Annotated in this window: 21 protein-coding genes; 1 reads left to right on the forward strand and 20 read right to left on the reverse strand. The window is 66.0% G+C overall.

Annotation, left to right across the window (positions count from 1 at the left end; genetic code table 11):
- Positions 1-91: 91 nt before the first annotated feature.
- The 18 genes from AC3WT6_RS11640 to AC3WT6_RS11725 all read right to left on the reverse strand — a co-directional run bounded on the left by AC3WT6_RS11640 (position 92) and on the right by AC3WT6_RS11725 (position 20,110).
- Positions 92-1,465, reverse strand: coding sequence for a DUF1501 domain-containing protein (locus tag AC3WT6_RS11640; RefSeq protein ID WP_492653739.1), 1,374 nt, complete (start codon positions 1,463-1,465; stop codon positions 92-94).
- Between the two features lie 17 nt (positions 1,466-1,482).
- Positions 1,483-3,105, reverse strand: coding sequence for a DUF1800 domain-containing protein (locus AC3WT6_RS11645; RefSeq protein WP_492653740.1), 1,623 nt, complete (start codon positions 3,103-3,105; stop codon positions 1,483-1,485).
- A 155-nt stretch (positions 3,106-3,260) separates the two neighbouring features.
- Entirely contained in the window at positions 3,261-3,677 is a 417-nt protein-coding gene (locus AC3WT6_RS11650; RefSeq protein ID WP_492653741.1) for a F0F1 ATP synthase subunit epsilon, read from the reverse strand.
- 21 nt (positions 3,678-3,698) lie between these two features.
- Positions 3,699-5,096: a F0F1 ATP synthase subunit beta gene (gene atpD, locus AC3WT6_RS11655; RefSeq protein ID WP_492653742.1), complete on the reverse strand. Its 1,398-nt coding sequence runs from the start codon at positions 5,094-5,096 to the stop codon at positions 3,699-3,701.
- Between the two features lie 32 nt (positions 5,097-5,128).
- Complete coding sequence (atpG, locus tag AC3WT6_RS11660; RefSeq protein ID WP_492653743.1) at positions 5,129-5,989, reverse strand: F0F1 ATP synthase subunit gamma; 861 nt, start codon at positions 5,987-5,989, stop codon at positions 5,129-5,131.
- Positions 5,990-6,011: 22 nt separating this feature from the next.
- The gene (gene atpA / locus AC3WT6_RS11665; RefSeq protein WP_492653744.1) at positions 6,012-7,550 is read right to left on the reverse strand and encodes a F0F1 ATP synthase subunit alpha; all 1,539 of its coding nucleotides are present in this window, start codon (positions 7,548-7,550) and stop codon (positions 6,012-6,014) included.
- 49 nt (positions 7,551-7,599) lie between these two features.
- The gene (locus AC3WT6_RS11670) at positions 7,600-8,139 is read right to left on the reverse strand and encodes a F0F1 ATP synthase subunit delta (protein WP_492653745.1); all 540 of its coding nucleotides are present in this window, start codon (positions 8,137-8,139) and stop codon (positions 7,600-7,602) included.
- A 15-nt stretch (positions 8,140-8,154) separates the two neighbouring features.
- Positions 8,155-8,628: a F0F1 ATP synthase subunit B gene (locus AC3WT6_RS11675; protein WP_492653746.1), complete on the reverse strand. Its 474-nt coding sequence runs from the start codon at positions 8,626-8,628 to the stop codon at positions 8,155-8,157.
- A 27-nt stretch (positions 8,629-8,655) separates the two neighbouring features.
- On the reverse strand, positions 8,656-8,919 hold the full coding sequence (gene atpE, locus AC3WT6_RS11680) for a F0F1 ATP synthase subunit C (RefSeq protein WP_123212379.1): 264 nt from the start codon (positions 8,917-8,919) through the stop codon (positions 8,656-8,658).
- A gap of 84 nt (positions 8,920-9,003) precedes the next feature.
- Complete coding sequence (gene atpB, locus AC3WT6_RS11685; RefSeq protein ID WP_492653747.1) at positions 9,004-9,816, reverse strand: F0F1 ATP synthase subunit A; 813 nt, start codon at positions 9,814-9,816, stop codon at positions 9,004-9,006.
- Entirely contained in the window at positions 9,809-10,162 is a 354-nt protein-coding gene (locus AC3WT6_RS11690; RefSeq protein ID WP_492653748.1) for an ATP synthase subunit I, read from the reverse strand. The genes atpB and AC3WT6_RS11690 overlap by 8 nt, the downstream gene beginning before the upstream one ends.
- A 157-nt stretch (positions 10,163-10,319) precedes the next feature.
- Complete coding sequence (locus AC3WT6_RS11695; protein ID WP_492653749.1) at positions 10,320-11,099, reverse strand: SDR family NAD(P)-dependent oxidoreductase; 780 nt, start codon at positions 11,097-11,099, stop codon at positions 10,320-10,322.
- A gap of 21 nt (positions 11,100-11,120) precedes the next feature.
- On the reverse strand, positions 11,121-11,981 hold the full coding sequence (locus AC3WT6_RS11700) for a ParB/RepB/Spo0J family partition protein (RefSeq protein ID WP_492653750.1): 861 nt from the start codon (positions 11,979-11,981) through the stop codon (positions 11,121-11,123).
- Between the two features lie 62 nt (positions 11,982-12,043).
- Positions 12,044-12,832, reverse strand: a complete 789-nt coding sequence (locus AC3WT6_RS11705) for a ParA family protein (RefSeq protein ID WP_492653751.1) — start codon at positions 12,830-12,832, stop codon at positions 12,044-12,046.
- Positions 12,829-13,506 carry a 16S rRNA (guanine(527)-N(7))-methyltransferase RsmG gene (rsmG, locus tag AC3WT6_RS11710; protein ID WP_492653752.1) on the reverse strand — a complete coding sequence of 226 codons (678 nt, stop codon included), beginning with the start codon at positions 13,504-13,506 and terminating at the stop codon, positions 12,829-12,831. The genes AC3WT6_RS11705 and rsmG overlap by 4 nt, the downstream gene beginning before the upstream one ends.
- Positions 13,507-13,609: 103 nt before the next feature.
- Positions 13,610-14,314 carry a Bax inhibitor-1/YccA family protein gene (locus tag AC3WT6_RS11715; protein WP_492653753.1) on the reverse strand — a complete coding sequence of 235 codons (705 nt, stop codon included), beginning with the start codon at positions 14,312-14,314 and terminating at the stop codon, positions 13,610-13,612.
- Positions 14,315-14,391: 77 nt separating this feature from the next.
- Positions 14,392-15,204, reverse strand: coding sequence for a MipA/OmpV family protein (locus AC3WT6_RS11720; protein ID WP_492653754.1), 813 nt, complete (start codon positions 15,202-15,204; stop codon positions 14,392-14,394).
- Between the two features lie 88 nt (positions 15,205-15,292).
- Positions 15,293-20,110 (reverse strand): NAD-glutamate dehydrogenase, encoded by a 4,818-nt coding sequence (locus tag AC3WT6_RS11725; RefSeq protein WP_492653755.1) that lies wholly within the window; start codon positions 20,108-20,110, stop codon positions 15,293-15,295.
- Positions 20,111-20,228: 118 nt separating this feature from the next.
- Here AC3WT6_RS11725 and AC3WT6_RS11730 point away from each other — a divergent pair, with 118 nt between their 5' ends.
- Positions 20,229-20,732, forward strand: coding sequence for a hypothetical protein (locus AC3WT6_RS11730; protein ID WP_492653756.1), 504 nt, complete (start codon positions 20,229-20,231; stop codon positions 20,730-20,732).
- Positions 20,733-20,748: 16 nt separating this feature from the next.
- Here the strand turns inward: AC3WT6_RS11730 and AC3WT6_RS11735 are convergent, their stop codons facing one another.
- Positions 20,749-21,222 carry a CinA family protein gene (locus tag AC3WT6_RS11735; protein ID WP_492653757.1) on the reverse strand — a complete coding sequence of 158 codons (474 nt, stop codon included), beginning with the start codon at positions 21,220-21,222 and terminating at the stop codon, positions 20,749-20,751.
- Positions 21,219-22,268 carry a Glu/Leu/Phe/Val dehydrogenase dimerization domain-containing protein gene (locus AC3WT6_RS11740; protein ID WP_492653758.1) on the reverse strand — a complete coding sequence of 350 codons (1,050 nt, stop codon included), beginning with the start codon at positions 22,266-22,268 and terminating at the stop codon, positions 21,219-21,221. Before AC3WT6_RS11740 ends, AC3WT6_RS11735 begins: the two co-directional genes overlap by 4 nt.
- Positions 22,269-23,220 lie beyond the last annotated feature (952 nt).

A 23,220-nucleotide genomic window follows, 5' to 3' on the forward strand; every position in this document is an offset into this window, starting at 1 on the left:
CGCGTGACCTTCACATAGCGCACTCCCAACCGACGGGCGCGCAAGGATAGCACCGGGCTTTTCGCATCCTTCGCCCCGTACTCATGGAAACTCAGCTTAAAAAGCCGAGATCGGGGGTGGCGAAGCGACCGATATTGGGGAACACCGCCGCCATCTCGCTGGCCGGGATGCCGAACCAGCGCAGCAGCGTGGAGCCGTACTCATCGACCGAGGTCGTGGGCGCGAAGCGGCCGCCGGCATAGTCGCGGCTGGCGCCCAGCGCCAGATCCGGCATCTGGCCGTAGAAGCGGCCACCGCGCACCGCGCCCCCCATAATCAGGTGGTGGCTGCCCCAGCCATGATCAGTGCCGTCGCCGTTGATTGTCAGGCTGCGCCCAAAGTCGGATACGGTGAAAGTTGTGACGTTGCCGGCCAAGCCCAGAGCCTCAGTGGCGCGATAGAAACTGTCGAGGTTCTGGCTGAGCGAGCGCAGTAGGCCGTGGTGTCGATCAAGCTGGTCGGCATGGGTGTCGAAGCCCCCCATGCCGACGTAGAAAATCTGCCGCTTAACACCCAGGTTGGCGCGTACCGAGATCAGCTTGGCAACCGCAGCTAACTGCTGCCCCAGGCGGTCGTTGGCGAAGCTCACCGTGCTGACGGGTGCACCGGCGAGCGCGCCAGCCATGCGGGCGTTGTAGATTTGGCCACGCTGTTGGCCGCTGGCGTACTCGCGGGCAAACAGATGCGCCTGCGGCGCCGCGAGCAGTTGGTCATAGAGCGAGCGAGTAGCAAGGCTGGCGCGCAGGAAGTCAGCCTCAACCGGGCCACCGGTGTTGAGTGAAAATCCCACTTGGCTGCGACCAACCTGCAGCAGATTGGCGCCGTTGTAGCTTATGCCGATTGGCAGCTGCTGCCCCGGCAGGGTTTGCGCCAACAGGTCGGCAGCGCGGCCAGCCCAGCCCAAGGATTCAAGCGATCCGGCGGCTGTCTTCTGCCATTGGTCCCTTTGGTCATTGTGGGAAAACAGCCGTGGCGGGACGAGCCCGGTATGGACCTGGGCATCGGCCAGCGGTGCCACCAGCGGACCAGTATTGGCCAGCATGGCCACTCGGTTCCGGCGATACAGGGCCTGTATCTCGGTCAGTGCCGGATGCGCACCGAAGCGCACACCATTGTTGGCAAGCCCCAACTCCAGCAACTGAGTCTGCGGCAGCGCCAGTTCCTGGCGAACCTTGGAGTATTCGTTGTAGGGGCTGCCCTCGGAAGGCACAAAGGTGTTGTAGGCATCGTTGCCGCCAAGCAGAAATATTGCGACCAAGGCCTTGTAGTCCTCGGGGGTTGGCGGGACCGGGTCAGGTGGGGTCGCCGGTGGCACCACAACCTCGGCGCCACCAGAATCGCCGCCACAGGCGGCGAGCCCACCGGCCAGCGTTGCTGCGGCGGGTAAGGTAATGGTGAGGAAATCCCTGCGCGTTTGTTTGCTCATGGTGGCTCCGGGCGGCCTTAACGCTGCACCGCGTATTCGGGTGAAACCACAATGAAGGTCAGGCCACTCCGGGCACGCCGCAGACGCGAGCTTTCATCGCCGCCATCCGGCGTCAGCTCGATGGCTGTGCGTGCCAGTTCGCGCAGCCCTGTACTCATGCGACCACCCAGCAACAGCACATTGAGGTCATCGAGCAGGGCATCGGCATCGGCGGCCAGAGCAACCAATGAGCTCAGGTCCAGCACCGGGGCGTTGTCGGTCGCGTTGCCGGACGACAACTGGATTCTCTTGGCCAGGAAATCGATGATGAGGATGCCCTGAGTTTCGGTCTGCAGCTGGAACTCGGGCGAGTAGTAGCCACCATCATGAATCGCCCCAGGCTGCTGAAAATTTGGGCTGAAGAAATTGAATACGCTAGGCGCGGCCAAGGGCTGCTGGCCCAGCGCGGCCTGAGTGCGCCCAACCCCATAGAGGCCGCTGCGACTGCGCGCGTCGAAGGCGCGCAGCAACTGCGACAGACGCAGCAGAGGCTCTTTGAGCTTGCCATAGACCGTTGCGTCGGAAAGGAAGCCCAGCCTTGCCTCTGGATCCAGGAAGATGGCGGCAACCACGCTGCCGAGGTCGCCGCGCACACCCAAGCCGTTGTTCTCGAACACCCGGGCAATCCGATCGATGAAAGCTGGCGAGGGGTTGCTGGTGACCAGCTTGATGATCAACTGACGGGCGATGAAGGGCGGCAGATTGGCGTGCTGGAATAGGCTGTCCAGCGCCATCTTCAAGTCCTGCTCGGGAGTCTGCCCAGCGGGCAGCACGGTGCCATTGATCAGGGTCTTGGTGCCGGAGTCATGATGCTCTGCGAACGCCTTCATTGGCGCGTCGGTTTCATCTTCCTGCCGCGAGCTGCGACCGAACTGCGCTCGATGTGCCCAGGTCCAGCCGGTGTAGACCCGGGCGTACTCCTCGATCAGCGCCTGGTCATAGGTGGGAATCTGCTCGCCGCGGGCGTCGAGTTTGGCACTGCCATCACGATTGAGTTGCCAGAGGCCCAGGCAAAACAGCTGCATCATTTCGCGGGCAAAGTTCTCGTCGGGTCGACGGCCAGAGACCGAATCCGATTTGTCGTTGCCAAGGTGACTGAGGAACAGCCCCATGGCCGGCGATAGCGCGACCTCTTCCATCAAGCTGCGATAGTTTCCAAAGGCATTGCGCAGCAGCAGGTCATAGTAGGCTGCCAACTGCATCGGTCGGTTGGTCAGCTGACCATCATCCTCGGACACCACCAGAATCTCCGAGAGCGCGAAGGCGATGCGCTGCCGCAGTTGGTCCGGTGCGGTGAGGGATATTTCCCACCAAGCAGCGTGACGGGCATCCCGGTCATCACTAAAACTCGCCTGCAGTGCCTGGAATCGAGGCAGATGCAGGGTCGGCGTCTTGCCGAGCTGTTCCAGTAGCCAGAGGTCACGACCGATCAGTGCTACCCGGTCAATCTCGGCCCGGGTGGGGCCAAAGGTGGTCTGGGTCAGAAAGCGCGCTGACTCACCGCGATCCAAAAGGCCGGTTCCGATGAGGCCGGCGGCTTCCGCTCCCACGGCGGGGACCGCGGCCGCGCCGGAAATCCACCTGCTAGCTGCTGCAAACATTTGCCCCCCGATTCCGCACCGCCGTCAATGCACTGAACGCTACCGCAGGCCTCATGCCGTCCCGCGCGCCTGCGACCGGCGGCGGCAGTGGACGGCGCCAACGGCCGGGCACAAAAAAGCCGCGCTGAGCGCGGCTTTCAGGGACCAACTCCGGTTTAGCGGGAGGTCTTCTTGAGGTCCTGCACAAACTTCAGACGCGCCGCCGCCTCGATCAGCTCCGCCTGCACGCGGGCGATGTCGATGTCGGTCTTGGCACCGGCCAGACGCTCCTCGGCGGAGGTCTTGGCAGCCAGCGCCGCGGCCTCGTCGGCGTCCTTGGCACGCAGCGCGGTGTCGGCCATCACCGTCACCAGATGCGGCTGCACTTCCAGGATGCCGCCGCCAACGAAGAACGGTAGCTCCTCGTCAGCAGTCTTCACCCGCACGGTGCCGGGCTTGATGCGGGTGATCAGCGGAGCGTGGCGGGGGGCGATGCCCACCTCGCCCATCTCCGCCGGCGCGAACACCATGGTCGCTTCGCCGGAGTAGATGTTGCCTTCGGCAGAGACGATGTCGACGTGGATGTTGGACATGGCGGGAGTGCGGCTTGGGCCTTAGATCTTCTTGGCTTTTTCGACGGCTTCGTCGATGGAGCCAACCATGTAGAAGGCCTGCTCGGGCAGGTGGTCGTACTCGCCGGCGACGATGCCGCGGAAGCCGCGGATGGTCTCCTTGAGCGAGACGTACTTGCCGGGCGAGCCGGTGAACACTTCGGCAACGTGGAAGGGCTGCGACAGGAAGCGCTGGATCTTGCGGGCGCGGTAGACGACCTTCTTGTCTTCTTCCGAGAGCTCGTCCATGCCGAGGATGGCGATGATGTCCTTCAGCTCCTTGTAGCGCTGCAGCACGCCCTGCACATCGCGGGCGGTCTGGTAGTGCTCGGCACCGATCACGTTGGGATCGAGCTGGCGGCTGGTGGAGTCGAGCGGGTCGACGGCCGGGTAGATACCGAGCGAGGCGATGTCACGCGAGAGCACGACAGTCGCGTCCAAGTGCGCGAAGGTGGTGGCCGGCGAGGGGTCGGTGAGGTCGTCCGCGGGCACGTAGACGGCCTGCACGGAGGTGATCGAGCCGGCCTTGGTGGAGGTGATGCGCTCCTGCAGCACGCCCATTTCCTCAGCCAGGGTCGGCTGGTAGCCCACCGCCGACGGCATACGGCCGAGCAGCGCGGACACCTCGGTACCGGCAAGGGTGTAGCGGTAGATGTTGTCGACGAAGAACAGCACGTCGCGGCCTTCGTCACGGAAGTACTCGGCCATGGTCAGGCCGGTCAGCGCGACGCGCAGACGGTTGCCCGGCGGTTCGTTCATCTGGCCATACACCAGGGCCACCTTCGACTCCGGCAGGTTCTCCAGGTCGATGACCTTGGAATCGGCCATTTCGTGGTAGAAGTCGTTGCCTTCGCGGGTACGCTCACCGACGCCGGCGAACACCGACAAACCCGAGTGCTCCTTGGCGATGTTGTTGATCAGCTCGAGCATGTTGACGGTCTTGCCGACGCCGGCACCGCCGAACAGGCCGACCTTGCCGCCCTTGGCGAACGGGCAGAGCAGGTCGATAACCTTGATGCCGGTTTCCAAGAGCTCGGTGGAGCCTGACTGGTCTTCGTAGCTCGGGGCCTTGCGGTGGATCGGCCACTGCACGTCGGACTTAACCGGGCCGGCCTCGTCGATCGGCTCGCCGAGCACGTTCATGATGCGGCCCAGGGTGCCCTTGCCGACCGGCACCGACAGCGGCGCGCCGGTGTTGTTCACGGCGGTGCCGCGGCGCAGGCCTTCGGAGGCGCCCATGGCGATGGTGCGGACCACGCCGTCGCCCAGCTGCTGCTGCACTTCCAGCACCAGCGCCACACCGTCGATGGTGAGCGCGTCATAGATTTTCGGGATCGAGTCGCGCGGGAACTCCACGTCGACGACCGAGCCGATGATTTGGACGATTTTGCCGGTGCTCATCTTGTATTCCTTGATGCTCAGATACTGTCTGTTTAGACCGCCGCGGCGCCGCCGACGATTTCGGAGATTTCTTTGGTGATCGCCGCCTGCCGCGCCTTGTTGTAGGCCAGCTGCAGGCTGTTGATGATCTTGCCGGCGTTGTCGGTGGCCGCCTTCATGGCCACCATGCGCGAGGCCTGCTCGGATGCGCAGTTCTCGATCACGCCCTGGTACACCTGCGACTCGACATAGCGGGTCAGCACGTATTCCATCAGACCTTCGGCACTGGGCTCGTAGATGTAGTCCCAGCTGTCCAGCAGGCCTTCGCTCTTGTGCGCTTCCAGCGGCAGCAGCTGGCTCAGCGTCGGCTTTTGGCTCATCGTGTTGACGAACAGGTTGGTGGCGAGGATCACGCGATCCACCTCACCGGCCTGGTAGGCGTCGAGCAGCACCTTGATGGTGCCGATCAGCTGCTCCAGATGCGGGGTTTCGCCGAGCTTGCTGGTTTCCGCCAGCACTTCGCCGCCGACCCGCTTGAAGAAGCCGATGCCCTTGGCGCCAACCACCGCGTAGCTGACCGTCGCACCCTTGTCCTTCCACTCCTTGGTGGCGCGGACGACGGCGCGGAACAGGTTGATGTTGAGGCCGCCGCAAAGGCCGCGGTCGGTCGACACCACCAGGATCGCGACCTTCTTCACCGGGCGCTCGACCATGAACGGATGCTTGTAGTCCGTGTTGGCGAGCGCTAAGTGACCGATGGTGCGACGCAGCTTTTCGGCGTAGGGGCGGGCCGCGGCCATGCGGTTCTGCGCTTTGCGCATCTTGCTGGTCGCCACCTTTTCCATCGCCCGCGTGATCTTCTGCGTGCTCTTAACGCTTTTGATCTTGGTGCGGATTTCTTTTAGGCCGGCCACGGGGTCTTAGTCCTGGTAGGCCTTAGGCGAAGGTCTTCTTGAACGCGATGATCGCCGCCTTGATGCCGGCCTCGATCTCGTCGCTGAAGTCGCCCTTCTCGTTGATCTTGTCGAGCAGCGCCTTGTGGTTGGCCGCCGCGTACTGGTGCAGACCGGACTCGAAGGCACCGATCTTGGCCACCGGCACATCGTCGAGGAAGCCCTTTTCCGCCGCGTACAGCGAGAAGCCCATCTCGGCCACCGACAGCGGCGAGTACTGCTTCTGCTTCATCAGCTCCATCACGCGGGTGCCGCGTTCGAGCTGCTTGCGGGTGGCTTCGTCGAGGTCGGAGGCAAACTGGGCGAAGGCCGCGAGTTCACGGTACTGCGCCAGCGCCAGACGGACACCGCCGCCGAGCTTCTTGATGATCTTGGTCTGGGCGGCACCACCGACGCGCGACACCGAGATACCGGCGTTGATGGCGGGGCGGACACCGGCGTTGAACAGATCGGTTTCCAGGAAGATCTGGCCGTCGGTGATCGAGATCACGTTGGTCGGCACGAAGGCGGAAACGTCACCGCCCTGGGTTTCGATGATCGGCAGCGCGGTGAGCGAGCCGGTCTTACCCTTGACCGCGCCGTTGGTGTACTTCTCGACGTACTCGGCGTTGACGCGCGCGGCGCGCTCCAGCAGACGGCTGTGGAGATAGAACACGTCGCCGGGGTAGGCTTCGCGGCCCGGAGGGCGCTTCAGCAGCAGCGACACCTGGCGGTAGGCAACGGCCTGCTTGGACAGATCGTCATAGACGATCAGCGCGTCCATGCCGTTGTCGCGGAAGTACTCGCCCATCGCGCAGCCGGAGTACGGGGCGATGAACTGCAGCGCGGCGGCTTCGGAGGCGGAGGCGGCGACCACGATGGTGTGGTCCATGGCACCGTACTCTTCGAGCTTGCGCACCACGTTGGCGATCGAGCTGGCCTTCTGGCCGATGGCGACGTAGACGCAGTAAACGCCGGTGCCCTTCTGGTTGATGATGGCGTCGATGGCGACGGCGGTCTTGCCGGTCTGGCGGTCGCCGATGATCAGCTCGCGCTGGCCACGGCCGACCGGGATCATCGAGTCGATCGACTTCAGGCCGGTCTGCACCGGCTGGTCCACCGACTTGCGCCAGATCACGCCCGGCGCGACCTTCTCGACCGGCGAGGTCTCGGTGGCGGCAATCGGGCCCTTGCCGTCGATCGGGTTGCCGAGCGCGTCGACGACGCGACCGAGCAGCGCCTTGCCGACCGGCACTTCGAGGATGCGGCCGGTGGTCTTGACGGTATCGCCTTCGGCGAGGTGCTTGTAGTCACCCAGGATCACCGCGCCCACCGAGTCACGCTCGAGGTTCAGCGCGAGGCCGAAGGTGTTGCCGGGGAACTCCAGCATTTCGCCCTGCATGGCGTCGGACAGGCCGTGCACGCGCACGATGCCGTCCTGCAGCGAGACGATCGTGCCGGTGTTGCGGGCCTCGGCGTTCGCATCGTAATTCTGGATGCGGGCCTTGATGAGGTCGCTGATTTCGGAGGGGTTCAGTTGCATGGGATTCTTCTCGTCAACAAGACAACACGACGGATCAGACAGGAATTAGTCAGGGGCGCGACAGCTGGATGGACAGACGCTCAAGTTCGCCGCGTGCGGAACCGTCGATGACCAGATCGCCGGCGCGGATCAGGGCGCCGGCAATCAGGGTTTCGTCGATGTCCCAGGTGATCTCGACCGCGCGCTGCAAGCGCTTGGCCACCGCCTGCGACAAGGCCTGCTGCTGGGCATCGGCGACCGGCACGGCGGTGGTGATCGCCACCGCGGCGCGGCTCTCGCACTCGGCGCGCAGCTGCTCGAACTGCTGACGCAGTTCCGGCACCGCCGCCAGCTTGCCGTTGTCGGCAAGCAGACGAACCAGGGCCACGCCCTGGGCGTCGAGAGCACTGCCAGCAACCGAGGTCACCAGACCAGCCAGCGCGGCGCGCGTCAGCGCCGGATGGCCGAGCACTGCGGCGACCTGCGGCTGGGCCACCGCTTCGGCCAGCGCGGCAAGCTGCCGGGACCAGGCGGCGAAGGCATTGCCGTCGCGCGCCATCTCGAACACGGCCTTGGCGTAAGGGCGGGCCAGCGTGCTGAGTTCAGCCATGGCTTTAGCCTGTCCTTAAACGCGGGCGGCGAGGTCGCCGAGCACTTCGGCGTGCGCCTTGGCGTCGATCTCGCGCTTGAGGATCTTGGCGGCGCCGAGCACGGCCAGTTCGCCGACCTGCTTGCGCAGCGCGTCCTTGGCCTGGCTCACCTGACGCTCGACATCGGCAGCGGCGTTGGCCTTGATGCGGTCCGCTTCGGCGGTGGCCGCGGCCTTGGCCTGCTCGATCAGCTGGGTGGCCTGCTTGTTCGCCGTGCTCAGGATGTCCTGAGCCTGGGTACGCGCGACCTTCAGCTCGTCATCGGCCTTGGAGGACGCGGCCTTGAGGGCCTGCGCACCTTTCTCGGCGGCGGCGAGGCCGTCGGCGATCTTGGCGCGGCGTTCTTCCATCGCCTTGGTGATCGGCGGCCATACGAACTTCATCGTGAACCAGACGAAGATCGCGAACACGATCATCTGGCCGACGATGGACGGAATGCTCGCCTGCATGGCGTGGGCTCCGAGAGGCTAAGAGGCTTACTTGACGACCGACAGCAGCGGGTTCGCGAACATCATCAGCAGACCCATGGCCACGCCGATGATGGACACGGCGTCCAGCAGGCCGGCGATGATGAACATCTTGGTCTGCAGCTGGTTGGCGAGTTCCGGCTGGCGGGCAGCGCCTTCCAGGAACTTGCCGCCGAGCAGGCCGAAGCCGATGGCGGTGCCGAGGGCGGCGAGGCCGAAGATGATGCCGATGGTCAGCGCGGTGTTGGCCTGGATGGCGGCGACGAATTCCATTTGTAGCTCCGGTGCGTCTTAGGTTGGGGTTGAAAACAGCGGTGAAGAATGAGGGTGCAGCTTTAGGACAGCGGTGCCGCTAAATCAGTGATGCTCTTCGTGGGCGTGGGCCATGCTCAGATAGACGATGGTCAGCGTCATCATGATGAAGGCCTGCAGAGTCACGACCAGGATGTGGAAGATCGCCCAGCCCAGGCCGGGGATGATCTGCGCCCACCAGGGCAGCAGCGCGATCAGGATGAAGATCAGCTCACCGGCGTAGAGGTTGCCGAACAGTCGCAGCGCCAGCGACAGCGGCTTGGCCAGGTACTCGACGGTGTTGAGGATGATGTTGAACGGCAGCAGCTTCGCCCCGAAGGGGTGGAACAGGAATTCGCGGGCGAAGCCACCAACACCCTTGCCCTTGAAGCTGTACACGAAGATCAGGATGAACACCGACAGCGACAGCGCGAAGGTGGCGCTCATGTCGGCGGATGGCACCACGCGGATATAGGCATGGGCGGGGTCGTGACCCATGGCGCCGTAGATCTGCGCCCAAATCTGCGGGATCAGGTCGACCGGCAGCAGGTCCATGCAGTTCCAGAGGAACACCCAGCAGAAAATGGTGAGCGCGAGCGGGCCAATGAAGGTGCGGGCGCCGTCGAAGCTGTCTTTCACCGAGTTGTCGACGAAGTCGACCATGATCTCGACGAAGTTCTGCAGCTTGCCCGGCACGCCGGAGGTGGCGCGCACTGCGGCGATGCGGAACAGGGTCAGGAAGATCAGACCCAGCACGGTGGAAAAGATCAGCGTGTCGATGTGCCAGGCATCCATCGTGATGAAGCCGGCGTCCTCGGACGAGGCCCAGTGCTTCAGATGGTGCGTGACGTATTCCGCCGGGGAGTGACCTTCAGCCATTGTCCTTCCAGAGCAACGCGAACCAGTAAACCGTCAAAGTCGCCGAAAACGTAACGATCAACGGCGCGAAATTTTCTGCCATGAACTTCGCCGAGAATCCGAACAACACCACCGCAAGTGCCCACTTGCGGGCTTCGGCCCGATAGAAATTCATCACCTGCTGTTTCGGATCGTCCGAGACGCGTCCGAAGTTGACGATGCCCGCGTAGAACGTCAGCAGTGCACTGATGCCACCACCCGCCAGAGCCGCAAGGCCCGACTCGACATTCTCGACCGCGCCCCAAACCAGGGCGAAGACCAGAGCGATTGCCAGCTGATACAGAGCGATGTGCGTAGCCGTTTTCATTTCAGCGTCCTGCGCGGCACATCTTGGTGCACTGCATCAAGCCAAAAAAGTATAGCGGGTTCGTCTGCCTGCCAGCAACGTAAACTTTCGGTGAAGACTGAAATTTTGTCGGCAAGTCGCTGTTGACAAAGGCTTTCGACTTGATCTTTTAAGGAAATCAACGCGCCATCGCCAGGCCCGAGGCCAAGGTCATCCAGCGCCGCGGCAGTAGACGCGGCACTGTGCTGAGCAGCTTGTTGCCAGCCCCAGGCACCACCACGGGGCGTCCGGCGGCCAGGGCCGCCAGCGCTTCGGCGGCGACTTTCTCGGCCGTCATCATGAGCCCCTTGGGTACCGCCTTGCGCAACTCGGGTGTGCCGGTGGCCTCGAAGAATGGCGTATCGACCGGCCCCGGACAGAGCGCGGTCACCTGCACGCCGCGCCCACGCGTCTCCGCCCACAAGGCCTCGCTGAACGACAGCACGAAGGCCTTGGTGGCGGCGTAGATCGCCATCTGCGGCAAGGGCTGGAAACCGGCCACCGAGGCAACATTGAGGATGCCGCCGCGCCCGCGCTCCAGCATCGCCGGCAGGAAGGCGTGAGCGAGATCGGCCACCGCCAAGACGTTGAGCTGGATCATCTCGGCGTCGCGTGCCGGATTTTGCGTGGCGAAGGCGCCCGCCGCGCCGAAGCCGGCGTTGTTGATGAGCAGATCCACGACCAAGCCCTGCCGCGCCACTTCGGCGGCCAGACGACGTCCGCATTCGGGCAGGCTGAGATCGGCGACGATCACAGTCACCGTCGCGCCCTGCTCGGCGCGCAGGCTGGCGGCCAGCGCCTCCAGCTTGTCCTCGGAGCGAGCCACCAGAATCAGCTGCCTACCGGCTTTCGCCAGGGCGCGGGCAAACGCGGCGCCGATGCCCGAGGAGGCACCGGTGATGAGAGCAGTCTGGGCCATCGCGATTTGCTTCCCCGCTGGTTAGCGCAGCACGGCGAGCAGGCGGTCGAGCTCCGCCGCCGACTTGAAGGCGATGGTGAGCTTGCCGCGCCCCTTGGCGCTCTGCTGCAGCTTCACGCCGGAACCCCACTTCTTGCTCAGCTCGGCTTCCAGCGGCAAGGCGGCAGGCGCGGCCTTGCGCGCGGCGGCGGGCTTGGGCTCGTCATGCACCAGCGCCTCGGTCTGGCGCACCGAAAGCTGCTTTTCCACCACCTGCTTGGCAAGCTGGGTCTGGCGGCCGCCGGACAGCGCCAGCAACACCTTGGCATGGCCAAAGCTGAGATTGCCGGCGCGCAGCAAGGCCTGCACCTCCGGCTCCAGCTCCATCAGCCGCAGCAGGTTGCTGACCGCGGCGCGCGACTTGCCCACCGCCTCCGCGCAGGCCTCGTGGGTGAGTCCGCATTCCTGGATCAGCCGGTGCAGGGCTTCGGCCTCTTCCAGGGCGTTGAGGTCGGCACGCTGGATGTTCTCGACCAGCGCGATGGCCATCGCCGCGCGCTCATCGAGCACCCGCACCACCACCGGAATCAGGCTCAAGCCGGCGCGCTGCGCCGCCCGCCAGCGGCGCTCGCCGGCGACGATCTCGTAGCTGTCCGGCCCCAGTGGCCGCACCACGATGGGCTGCACCACGCCCTGGGCGCGGATCGACTCGGTGAGCTCGGAGAGCGCCGCCTCGTCGAAATGCCGGCGTGGCTGGTGCTTGCCGGGAGCGAGCTGCTTGAGCGGCAGTTCGCGCAGGGCCTCGCCCTCGGACTGCTCCGGTGCGACCGCCACGCCAGCGGTATTCATGGTGCCCAGCAGGGCGTCGAGGCCGCGACCCAATCCGCGTTTCTTGACCGACATCGGTTGCAATTTCCCGGTTGCGAAGGCCGCCAGTATGCCGCGCGGCCGCTTCGAAGGCTTTTCTAGGCCGGCAGCCGCAGCTGGCCGCCGTCGTGGCGGCGCAACACTTCGCCCGCCAGCGCCAAGTAGGCCTTCGCGCCCGCCGACTGCGGGTCGTAGGCGATGATCGGCAGGCCGTGGCTGGGCGCTTCCGCCAGCCGCACATTGCGCGGAATCACCGTGCGATAGACCTTGTCGCCGTAGTGCTGGGTGAGCTGCGCCGAGACGTCGTTGGCGAGGTTGTTGCGCGGGTCGAACATGGTCCGCAGCAGGCCGTCGATGTCCAGCTTGGGATTGATCACCTTGCGGATCTTGCCCACCGTGTCGGTGAGCGCGGCCAGGCCTTCCAGCGCGTAGTACTCGCACTGCATGGGAATCAGCACGCCGTCGGCCGCGACCAGCGCGTTGACGGTGAGCTTGGACAGGGCCGGCGGGCAGTCGAGCAGGATGTAGTCGTACTGGTCGGCGATCTCGGCGAGCGCGCCCTTGAGCGCGAAATCGCCCACCGGCTGCTCGCGCAACTTGATCTCGGCTTCGGTCATATCGAGGTTGGCCGGCAGCACCCAGAGATTGAGCGCGGGCAGGTACTGGATCGCCTCGGCAGGCTTGGCGGCGTCGAGCAGCACGTCGCGGGCGGTCAGCTCGGTGTTGTTCTTGTCGATGCCCACGCCCATGGTGGCATTGCCCTGGGAGTCGAGATCGACCAGCAGCACCCGGCGCTTGGCGGCGGCCAGGCTGGCGGCGAGATTGACCGAGGTGGTGGTCTTGCCCACCCCGCCCTTCTGATTGGCAACCGCAATAATTCGAGTCATTTCTTCTTCGGTTTCGCGATCACCGCGTGTCGCTCTTCATTTAGGCCGGGCACGCGCAGGCGGCGCGTCTCGAGGATGTCGACGCCGGCCGGCAGCGCCGCCAGCTCGTCGCTTTCTAGTTTGCCTTTCATCGCAAGCCAGATGCCATCGGCCGCCAGCAGGCCGGCGGTCAGCCGGAAGAAATCGCTCAGGCTGGCGAAAGCCCGGCTGGTGATGCAGTCATAGCCCTCGCCCACCGACGCCGCCTCGACCCGCCCCTCGATCACCGAGAAATTGTCCAGGCCCAGGCTGCGCTGGGCGTGGCGCATGAAGCGCGCCTTCTTGCCATTGCTGTCCAGCCCGGTCAGCGACCAGGCCGGGCGGGCGATGGCGAGCGGAATGCAGGGCAGGCCGGCGCCGGCGCCGACGTCGAGGATGCGCAGACTGGCGCCCTGGCGGGCCGCGGCCAGCTCGTCCAGCAGAGGTAGCAGCGACAGCGAATCCAAAAGATGCCGGATCAGCATCTCGTCGGGGTCGCGCACCGCCGTGAGGTTGTAGGCCAGGTTCCACTTCTGCAGCTCGGCCTGGTAGGCCAGCAGCCGGGTCGGCGCTTCCGGCGGCAGGCGCAGACCCAGGCGGGCGATGCCGTCGGTCAGACGTTGGATCGGCGGGGGCTGGGTGTGGGTCTGGGCCATGGGAGCGGGATTATAGGGGCCGGGCGAGGCGATGCCGGGCCACCGGCCGCAGGCAAGAAAAAGCCCCGCCGGGGCGGGGCTCTATTCCACAGGCCCTGCGGCCTTAGTCGTCGTTGCTGGCGAAACCCAGCAGGTGCAGCAGGCTGGTGAAGATGTTGTAGATGTCCAGATACAGGGCGATGGTGGCCATGATGTAGTTGGTCTCGCCACCGTGGATGATGCGGCTGGTGTCGTACAGCAGGAGGCCGGAGAACAGCAGCATCGACACCGCCGACAGCGCCACGAATACCCCGCTGACCGCAACGCCGAAGAAGCTGGCCGCCAGTGCGCCCAGGCTGCAGATCAGCAGCACCATGACGCCCGCCATCAGGAAGCCGCCCATGAAGGAGAAGTCCTTCTTGGTGGTCAGCACATAGCCGGACAGCGCCGCGAAGATCACGCCGGTGCCACCGAGCGCGGTCATGATCAGCTGGCCGCCGTTGGGGAAGGCCTTGAGGTAATGATTGAGCACCGGCCCCAGGCCAAAACCCAGGAGGCCGGTGACCGCGAACACCACATAGATGCCCTTCTCGGTGTTGGCAGTGCGCGGCAGCACGAACCAGATCAGGCCCATGGAAACCAGCGAGGCAACCAGACTAAGCCCGTAGGGCGCCTGCACCGCCATCGAAACACCCGCCATGACGGCGCTGAACAGCAGCGTCATGGACAGCAGCAGATAGGTATTGCGCAGAACTTTGTGGGTGGCCAGCAGCGAGCCTTGATTGGCGGCATAACCGCCAACGCGGACCGGGGAGGGTTCGAAAGCCATGTCGAGTTTCCATCAATAGATTGGTGAGAGGCACCATAACGACCACCGCGGACTTGCTCAAGTTCCCCGACCCTTGCTCACCAGCGGTATCCGAGCATCAGACTCAGCGCGTACTGCTGGTCGTTGCGGCTCAGCGGGCTGTCTGCGGCGGCGCCCAGGAGGTATTGCAGGCCACCGGTCCCATTGAGGAACCAGCGCTCGTCGAGGAACCAGGTTGCGCTCACCCCAAGGCCGGCGCTGCGCAAGCCGCCACCCGCCTGGTAGGCCGGAAACTGCGACCGCGCCGCCTGCTGTGGACTGATCCCGAAGCCGCGACGCATCGCCTCACCATCGGAAAGCGTCATCGACGGGCCCAGGAACACGAAGTAGCGCTCGCTGCCGACCACCGGCAGATAGGCAGCCAGGTCGGCGCTCCAGCCGCCGCCGGAACCCAGATTGCGCCGCAAATCGGCGCGCAGTACCACCGGAAACAACACGTACTCGCCGAACAGCTTCAGCTCCGCGGCGGGGTCGAGATCGCCCAGGCCGCGCAGGCGCGGGTCATCGTCCTCGTCGCGCCCGAGATCGAATCCGGCCGCGACGCCGGCCCGGTAGCGCTTGCCGCGCAGCAGGTTCAGGCCCAGGCCCTCGGCGGTGGAAGCGAACGCCAGGTCGCGATAGCGCATTTCCAGAGTGAGCCCCGGCATCGCCCGGTAGGCGCTGGCACCCTCGTAGCGCGGCAACAGCGCCGGGCCGGCGCTGACCAGACGCTGCCACTTCGGCACCGGCTGCTGGAAATAGCCCTGCAACACCTGGCCGGCCGAGTACTGCCACTCGGCAATCGGCATGTCGGCTCGCGCCGGCCCCGAAAAAACTAGGCCCAGCAGCATCAACAGGCAGGCCAAGCGCATCCGTATCTCCTGGCTGTCTTCGCATGATTCACGGTTCTTCATCCGGGCTTCAGTCTGAGCGCCACGACTGAAGCGCGGATGAAGATGGCTACAAACTGCGAAGACGCCGCAACTCGCGTACCGCCACCACCAAGCCCTCGAAGTCGCTGACCCCGGCGGCGCGCAGCTCGGCGATGCGGGCTTCGGCGAAGCCCAGCTTGTCGCGATGTCGCTCCGCCCAGTGCTCCAGTCGCTCGTCGGCGCTCTTGCCGGCCATGCGCAGCACCCGGCCGGTGAGCAGCCGATGGATGCGGTAGAGGTCGTCGCGCAGATTGCTGCGCGCCAGCGCATGCCATTTGCCGTGTACCTGCAAGCCATTGATCGCCGCATACAGGCTCAGCAGGCGGAAGCGCTCGCCCACCGCGAAATAGGCGGCAGCGGCCTCGTGCAGGGTGACATTCGCCTCCAGCGCCAGCTCGGTGATGTCCGGCGCATTGCCGAGCACCCGGGTGGCCGCCAGCCGCGCCGCCAGCGCATCCGGCACGCCCTCGGCTTGCAGCTGGCTCAGGGTGCGCTGCCAATCCTCGCGATAACCGGGCGGCAGAGCCTCCGGCAGCAGGGCTTCGATTTCACGGATGGCGGCACTGAAGCGGTCCACCGCCTGCAAGACCGGCCGCCGCGCATAGCCCGCCATCACCAACCAGGACGTGGCGTGCTTGAGCAGGCCGCTGGCCTGGGTCATCAGCCGCGTCTGCAGGGCCGCCGGCACCCGGTTGTCGAGCGCTTCGATGGCACTCCAGTAGCGGTCGGCCTCGTAGACCTCGTGGGCGATGGCGTAGGCCTTGAGCACCTCGCCACGGGCATGACCGTGATCGTCGGCAAGCCGGTGCGCAAAGCTCACCCCCATGCGGTTGGCCACCGCATTGCTCAGGATGGTGGCAATGATCTCGCGACGCAGCTGGTGCTTGCGCAGCGCCTCGCCGTGGCGCTCGACCAGGGCCGGCGGGAAGTAGGCCAACAGATCGCGGACGAAGAAGGGATCGTCCGGCATTTCGCTGGCCAGCGTCGCGGTGTAGAGCGACATCTTGGCGTAGGCCAGCAGCACCGACAGTTCCGGCCGGGTCAGGCCCAGGCCCTGGCGCTGGCGCTCCTTGAGTGCCTCGTCGTCGGGCAGGAACTCCACCGCGCGGTTGAGCAGGCCCTCGCGCTCCAGCGTGCGGATCAGCTCGCGGTGTTCGTCCAGACGCGCGGCCGACTGCGCCTCCAGCAGCGAGACCGCGCCCGACTGCACGGTGTTGTCGCGCAGCACCGCGCGGGCGAGATCCTCGGTCATCGACATCAGCAGCGGATCGCGACTGGCGCGGTCGAGCTTGCCCTCGGCCATCAACTGGTTGAGCGGGATCTTGATGTTGACCTCGCGGTCGGAGCTGTGCACGCCGCCGGCGTTGTCGATGGCGTCGGTGTTGAGCTTGACGCCCTTGAGCGCCGCCTCGATGCGACCCAGCTGGGTAAAGCCCAGGTTGCCGCCCTCGCCCACCACCTTGCAGCGCAGCTCGCGGCCATTGACACGCAGGCCGTCATTGGCGCGGTCCCCGACTTCCGGGTGGGCCTGGGTCGAGGCCTTCACATAGGTGCCGATGCCGCCGTTCCAAAGCAGGTCCACCGGTGCCTTCAGGATCGCGTTCATCAGCTCGTTGGGCGTCAGCCGCCGCGCCTCGATGGCCAGCGCCTGGCGCAGCTCCTCCGACAGCTCGATGGACTTGGCGCTACGCGGATACACGCCGCCGCCCTTGGAGATCAGCGTTTTGTCGTAGTCGTCCCAGGACGAACGCGGCAGCGCAAACAGCCGCGCGCGCTCGGCGAAGCTGGCGGCGGCATCCGGCTGCGGGTCAAGGAAGATGTGGCGGTGATCGAAAGCCGCCAGCAGATGGATGTGCGGCGACAGCAGCATGCCGTTGCCGAACACGTCGCCGGACATGTCGCCGATACCGACCACGGTGAAGGCTTCGTTCTGGATGTCCTTGCCAAGCTCACGGAAGTGGCGCTTGACGCTCTCCCAGGCGCCCTTGGCGGTGATGCCCATCTTCTTGTGGTCGTAGCCCACCGAGCCGCCGGAGGCAAAGGCATCGCCCAGCCAGTGGCCGTAGTCGGCGGAGATGCCGTTGGCGATGTCGCTGAAGGTGGCGGTGCCCTTGTCGGCGGCGACCACCAGATAGGGATCGTCCTCGTCGTAGCGCACCACGTCCTTGGGCGGAATGACCTGGGCTCCCTGGCGGTTGTCGGTGATGTCTAGCAGACCGCGCAGGAAAGTCTTGTAGCCTTCCACGCCCAGCTTCGCCCAGCTCTCGCGCTCGGCCGGGTTGCCGGTCTTCAGCACGAAGCCGCCCTTGGCGCCAACCGGAACGATCACCGTGTTCTTCACCATCTGCGCCTTCATCAGGCCCAGCACCTCGGTGCGGAAATCCTGGCGGCGATCCGACCAGCGCAGACCGCCGCGCGCCACCTTGCCGCCGCGCAGGTGCACGCCTTCCACTTCCGGCGCGTAGACCCAGATCTCGAACATCGGCCTGGGCAGCGGCAGGTCCGGCACCTTGGCCGGGTCGAGCTTGAGGCTGACGTAGTGCTTGTAGCCGCCGTCCGGCAGGGTCTGGAAGTAATTGCTGCGCAGGCCGGCGCGCACCACGTTGACCGCGGCGCGCAGGATGCGGTCGGCATCGAGGCTGGCGACCTTGTCGAGCGCGTCGTCGAGCGACTGGCCGATCTCCAGCTGCTGGTCGCGGCGCTGGCTCTCGCTCAGCTGCGGATCGAAGCGTGCCTCGAACAGGCGCACGATCTGCGCGCAGATCGCCGGATGCGCGGCCAGGGTGGTCTGGATGTAGACCGGTCCATACGGCAGCGCGGTCTGCACCAGATAGGTGGCGAGCGTGCGCAGCGCCGTCACCTGCCGGGCGGAGAGGCCAGCGGCCAGCACCAGACGGTTGAGACCGTCGTTCTCGGCCTCGCCGCGCCAGGTGGCGAGGAAGGCCTGTTCGAACAACCGCCGCAAGGCCTCCGGCGTCAGCTCGCCGCTGACCTGCGCCTGCAGCACGAAGCTCTGCACCCAGAGGCTGTCGCCGGTTGCCGGTTTCAGCTCCACCGGATCCTGATTGAGTACCCGCAGGCCGAAGTTCTCCAGCACCGGCAGCGCATCGGAGAGCGCCACCGGACCGGCTTCGCGGTAGAGCTTCAGGCCCGCGACCTGCTGATGGGCATCCAGCAGCAGGCGCACGCCCAGCGGCTGGCTGGCGCTCAAGCCCGCCAGCAGAGCGATGTCGGCGGCCGCCTCTTGCGGCGTGGTCGCCTCCTGAGCCGACAGCGGATAGGCGTCGAGAAAGCGCGCGCTCAGTCGGCCTTCGGGGTCGCCGGCCGCCTGCAGGATCTCGCGCAGCTGATCGCGCCAGGAGCGGGTCACTGCCACCAGGCGCGCCTCGATGTCGTCGGCACTGTGGCCGCTGCGGGTGCCCGGCGGCGTGCGGACGATGAAGTGCAGACGGGTGAAGCCACCGCGCAAAAAGTCCACATTGCGCTCCACCGCATAGCCGCCAAACAGGCCCAGCAGTTCGCGCGCCAACTGTTCGCGCAGCTCCCGCGAGTAGCGCTCGCGCGGCACGAACACCAAGCAGGAATAGAAGCGGCCGTAGCGGTCGCGACGCATCAGGAAGCGCAGCTGGTGCCGGTCACGTAGCGCGCGCACGCTCATCGCCGCGGCAAACAGCTCGTCTTCGCCACTCTGGAACAGCTCGTCGCGCGGCCAGGCCTGCAGGATCTCGTGCAGGTTCTTGGCCGAGTGCGATTCGGCCGGCAACTGGGCGCGCGCCATCACCTGGGCGACCTTGCGGCGCACCACCGGGATCTCGCTGGGCCGCTCGGCATAGGCATCGCCGGTGAACAGGCCGATCAACCGCACGGTGCCGGCGACGCTGCCATCGGCGGCGAACTGCTTCACCGAAATCACGTCGAGATATTCGGCGTGGTGCACGCTGGAGCGGACATTGGCCTTGGTGATGACCAGCAGGCGCGCCGAGCCGGCGTACTTGTCGAGTTCCTCCTGCGGCGCGATCAGCTCGTCGGAAGTGGCCAGCCGGGCGCCGGCGCGCAGCAGGCCGAGGCCGGCCTCGTGCAGGGTGCGCAGGCTGGGGCGACCGTCGGCGCCAGCCTCGCTGCGACTCTCGGCGACACCGAGGAAGGTGAAATGGCGCTCGTCCAGCCAGTCGAGAAAGGCGCGCGCCTCCTCGAACTCAGCGGCATTGGCGGCGGTAGGCGGCCGGTCCAGTTCGGCTTGCAAGCACGCCAGCCGCTGACGCATTGCCGGATAGTCGGCGACCGCGGTGCGCACCTCGGCCAGCGTGCTGCGCAGGCTGGCCTCCAGGCGCGCGTAGGCAGCGGCGTCGGCCAGCGGCTCGAACTCGATATGGATCAAGGATTCCGCCGGCCCCTGGTGCGCCGCCAGCGAGGCGGGGACATCGAGCCGCCCCTCGGCGTCGCGCACCAGATACAGGATGGGATGCACCGCCCAGTCGATGACGCCGCCGGCCTCGCGCACGCAGAGCATCACGCTGTCGACCAGGAAGGGCATGTCCTCGATCACCGTCTGCACCCAGGCCAGGCCACGGCCCTCGCTGGGGGGCTGCACCCGCACGTCGATCTCGCCGGGGGCGCGCTGCTCGGCCAGTCGCCAGTGGCTGCTGGCCAGGGCGTACAGGGCCTCGGGCGTGCGTGCGCGCAGGGCATCGCCGGAGGCGGTGTCGAAGTAGCGGCGCAGGAAGCTCAGCGGTGGCGCTTCGGCGCCGGCTTTGGCCGCCAGGGATTCCAGTGACTGGATCAGTTCGGGGGTGGTCAGCGGCTCCGACGCAGTGGTCTGGCGCACGCCTTCCGCGGTGCTGGTCATTTCTCACTCCAGGTGCCCATGCTGGGCATTCTTATCGATGCGGCCAGTATGCCAGCGCCGCCCGGAGGCGCCGTCCCCCTCTGGCTATAATCCGCCTGCCCACCCAGCCACCCCCGACATGACCGAACGCCGCAGCACCCCGCCCAGCCGTCTGACCTCAAGTCGCATCTACTGGCTGTGCGTGCTGGTCTGGGGTTTTGCCTCGGTGGTACTCGGCGAGCGGCTGTCGGCAAACATGAAGTTCCGGGTCAACGACCTCTCGCAGATTCCCGGTGCCGGCATGGTGATGCGCGATACCGAGGGCGTGCTCTATCACGTCAACGGCGACGGCCGCGCGCGGGAGATTTTTCCCGAGCTGGCGCCGCCGGAGTACAAGGACTCTTGCCTGGATTGCGTGCTGGTCACCGGCGAACAGCTGTCGCAGACCAATGAGTTCTGCGCCGCTGGCGTGCGCCGTGAACTGCCTCGCCTGGACTTCGAGCTGCCCTGCCGCTCCTGGGCAGTGCTGGGTGACGGCCCCAAAGTGGTCTCGGTGACGCTGTTCCTGATTCCGGTATTGCTGTGGCCGATCCTGCGCGCCAGCGGCCGCGCCATTTCCGGCGCCAAGCCGCGTATCAACTAGCGATTTTCAGCAGGGCTTACAGCCGCGCCAGCAGGCCGGCCAGCGCCGCCTCGGCCGCCTGCTCGCGCACTGCCTCGCGAGGGCCGGCGAATTGGAACACGCGGGCATCGTTGCCGGCCGTGCTGGCCCAGGCGATCCACACCAGGCCTACCGGCTTGTCGGCGCTACCGCCACCCGGCCCGGCGATACCGGAAACCGCAATGGCGTGCTGCACCGGCGCCCTGGCGATCAGTCCGCCCGCCATCGCCAGCACCGTCTCCCGGCTAACCGCGCCGTAGGCATCCAGCACGGCCGCCGGCACCCCCAGCAGCTCCTGCTTGGCGCGGTTGCTGTAGCTCACCAGACCACGCTCGAACCAGCCGGAACTGCCGGCGAGATCGGTGCAGCGCTTGGCGAGCAGCCCGCCGGTACAGGACTCGGCGGTCGCCAGCCACTCGCCGCGCGCCAGCAGGCACTCGGCGATCTGCTCAACCAGGCGGCTGTCGCTCACCGGCGGAAGATTTCCTCGGCCATGCGGTCGGCGATCGCCCCGGTGGGACGGTGCTCGTCGCGCGCGCGCTGAAAGATCGCGGTCAGCGTGTCGCCGATGCGGTCGAGATGCGCCTTCGCCTTGGCCTCGTCGTAGCCGTGGGTCTCGTGGAAGATTTCGATGATGCCGCCGGCGTTGATCGCGTAGTCCGGCGCATAGAGGATGCCGCGCTCCAGCAGCTCCTCGCCATGTCGGGCCTGCAGCAGCTGGTTGTTGGCGGCACCGGCGATCACCGTTGCCTTGAGTTCGGGGATGGTGAGGTCATTGAGGATCGCCCCTAGCGCGCAGGGTGCGAAGACATCGACCTCGAGGCCGAAGATGCGCTCCATGCTCACCGCCGTGGCGCCGAACTCCTGCACGCAGCGCTCCACCGCCGGGTAGTGGATGTCGGTCACCCAGAGCTGCGCGCCAGCCTCGTGCAGGTACTTGGCAAGCCGATAGCCGACATTGCCCAGGCCCTGGATGGCGACCTTGAGGCCTTTTAAGTCTTCGCGGCCGAGCTGGAACTTCACTGCCGCCTTCAGGCCGACGAAGGTTCCGTAAGCCGTCGCCGGCGAGGGATCGCCGCTGCGGCCCTGGGCCTGCGCCTGGGCGTCGGCGAGACCGCCGACATGGGCGGTGGTTTCCGCCATCAGCCGCACGTCGGCGACGCTGGTGCCGGAATCCTCGGCGGCGATGTAGGCGCCGCCCAGGTTGTTGACGAAGCGGCCCATGGCGCGCATCAGCTCCGGCGTCTTGTGCCTGCGCGGATCGCCGAGGATCACGCTCTTGCCGCCACCCTGCGGCAGACCCGCGAGGGCCGCCTTGTAGGTCATGCCGCGAGACAGCCGCAGCACGTCGGTAAGTGCCTCGGCATCGCTGCCATAGGGCCACATGCGGCAGCCGCCGAGGCCGGGGCCGAGGCGGGTGGAATGCACGGCGATGATGGCTTTCAGGCCGGTGACCGGGTCCTGATGGAACGCGACGTGTTCGTGGGCGTCGTACTCGGGGTGGGAGAAAACGGACATGGAGGGCTTTGGAAATCGGGATTGCTGGCTATTTTACGCGCCGGCGTTCCGGGGCTCCGGCCTAGCCTTCAGTGCCAACGGATGCGCGCCGCGGGGCGCTTGCTCCTTTGTTGCAGGACAACCTTCATGGACAGAGTTCCCCCCCCCCTTGCGGGGAGGGGCTAGGGAGAGGGGGAAAGCCGTGGCGGAGTACTGTGTTTCGCCTTGGTCTGCGTGTGTGTGGTTCGCGCGTTCGCGCTTTTTTGGCTGTGCAGGGTTTGATGTCTTTTTTTCGCCCCCTGGCTACTCACTTTTCTTTGCTTGTGCAAAGAAAAGTAAGCAAAAGAAAGCACACCCCTGCGTCGCGCCCCTGCGGGGTGCCCTGCGATGCTCGCGGCCGGGGGGACGCGCCCGAACTCGGCGCCCTATAGGCGCCTCAGACATGCGCCGGCTTCCATACCCCCGGAGACCTCCGCTTCTCGGCGCTACGAAGGGGACCGGAACATCTACAGCACGGCGGTCTTCGCCCGCCGCAAAGACAGAAGCAACCGCAGGCGCTTGCTTCGCTCGCGCGACGTCGGCGCAGCCGACGAGCCTGAGTGCCGTTGATGTGGCATTTGACTTGCCCTCCCCTTCGTAAGCGCCGAGAAGCGCAGTGGTCGGGGGGTATGGAAGCGCCCGCATGTTCGAGGCGCCTATAGGGCGCCGAGTTCGGGCGCGTCCCCCCGGCCACGAGCATCGCAGGGCACCCCGTAGGGGCGCGACGCAGGGGTGTGCTTTCTTTTGCTTACTTTTCTTTGCACAAGCAAAGAAAAGTGAGTCGCCAAGAGGCGAAAAAATGCTCGCACCAACAGCAGACTCAGCAGAGCGCGAACGCGCGAACGCAAACCGCCGCACACCAGAAAGCTCAAGCGAAAGCACCGCACTCCGCCACGGCATTCCCCCTCCCCTAACCTGGCCGGCCATCGGCCCA

It is taken from the genome of Stagnimonas sp. FW305-C-60 (assembly GCF_058782965.1).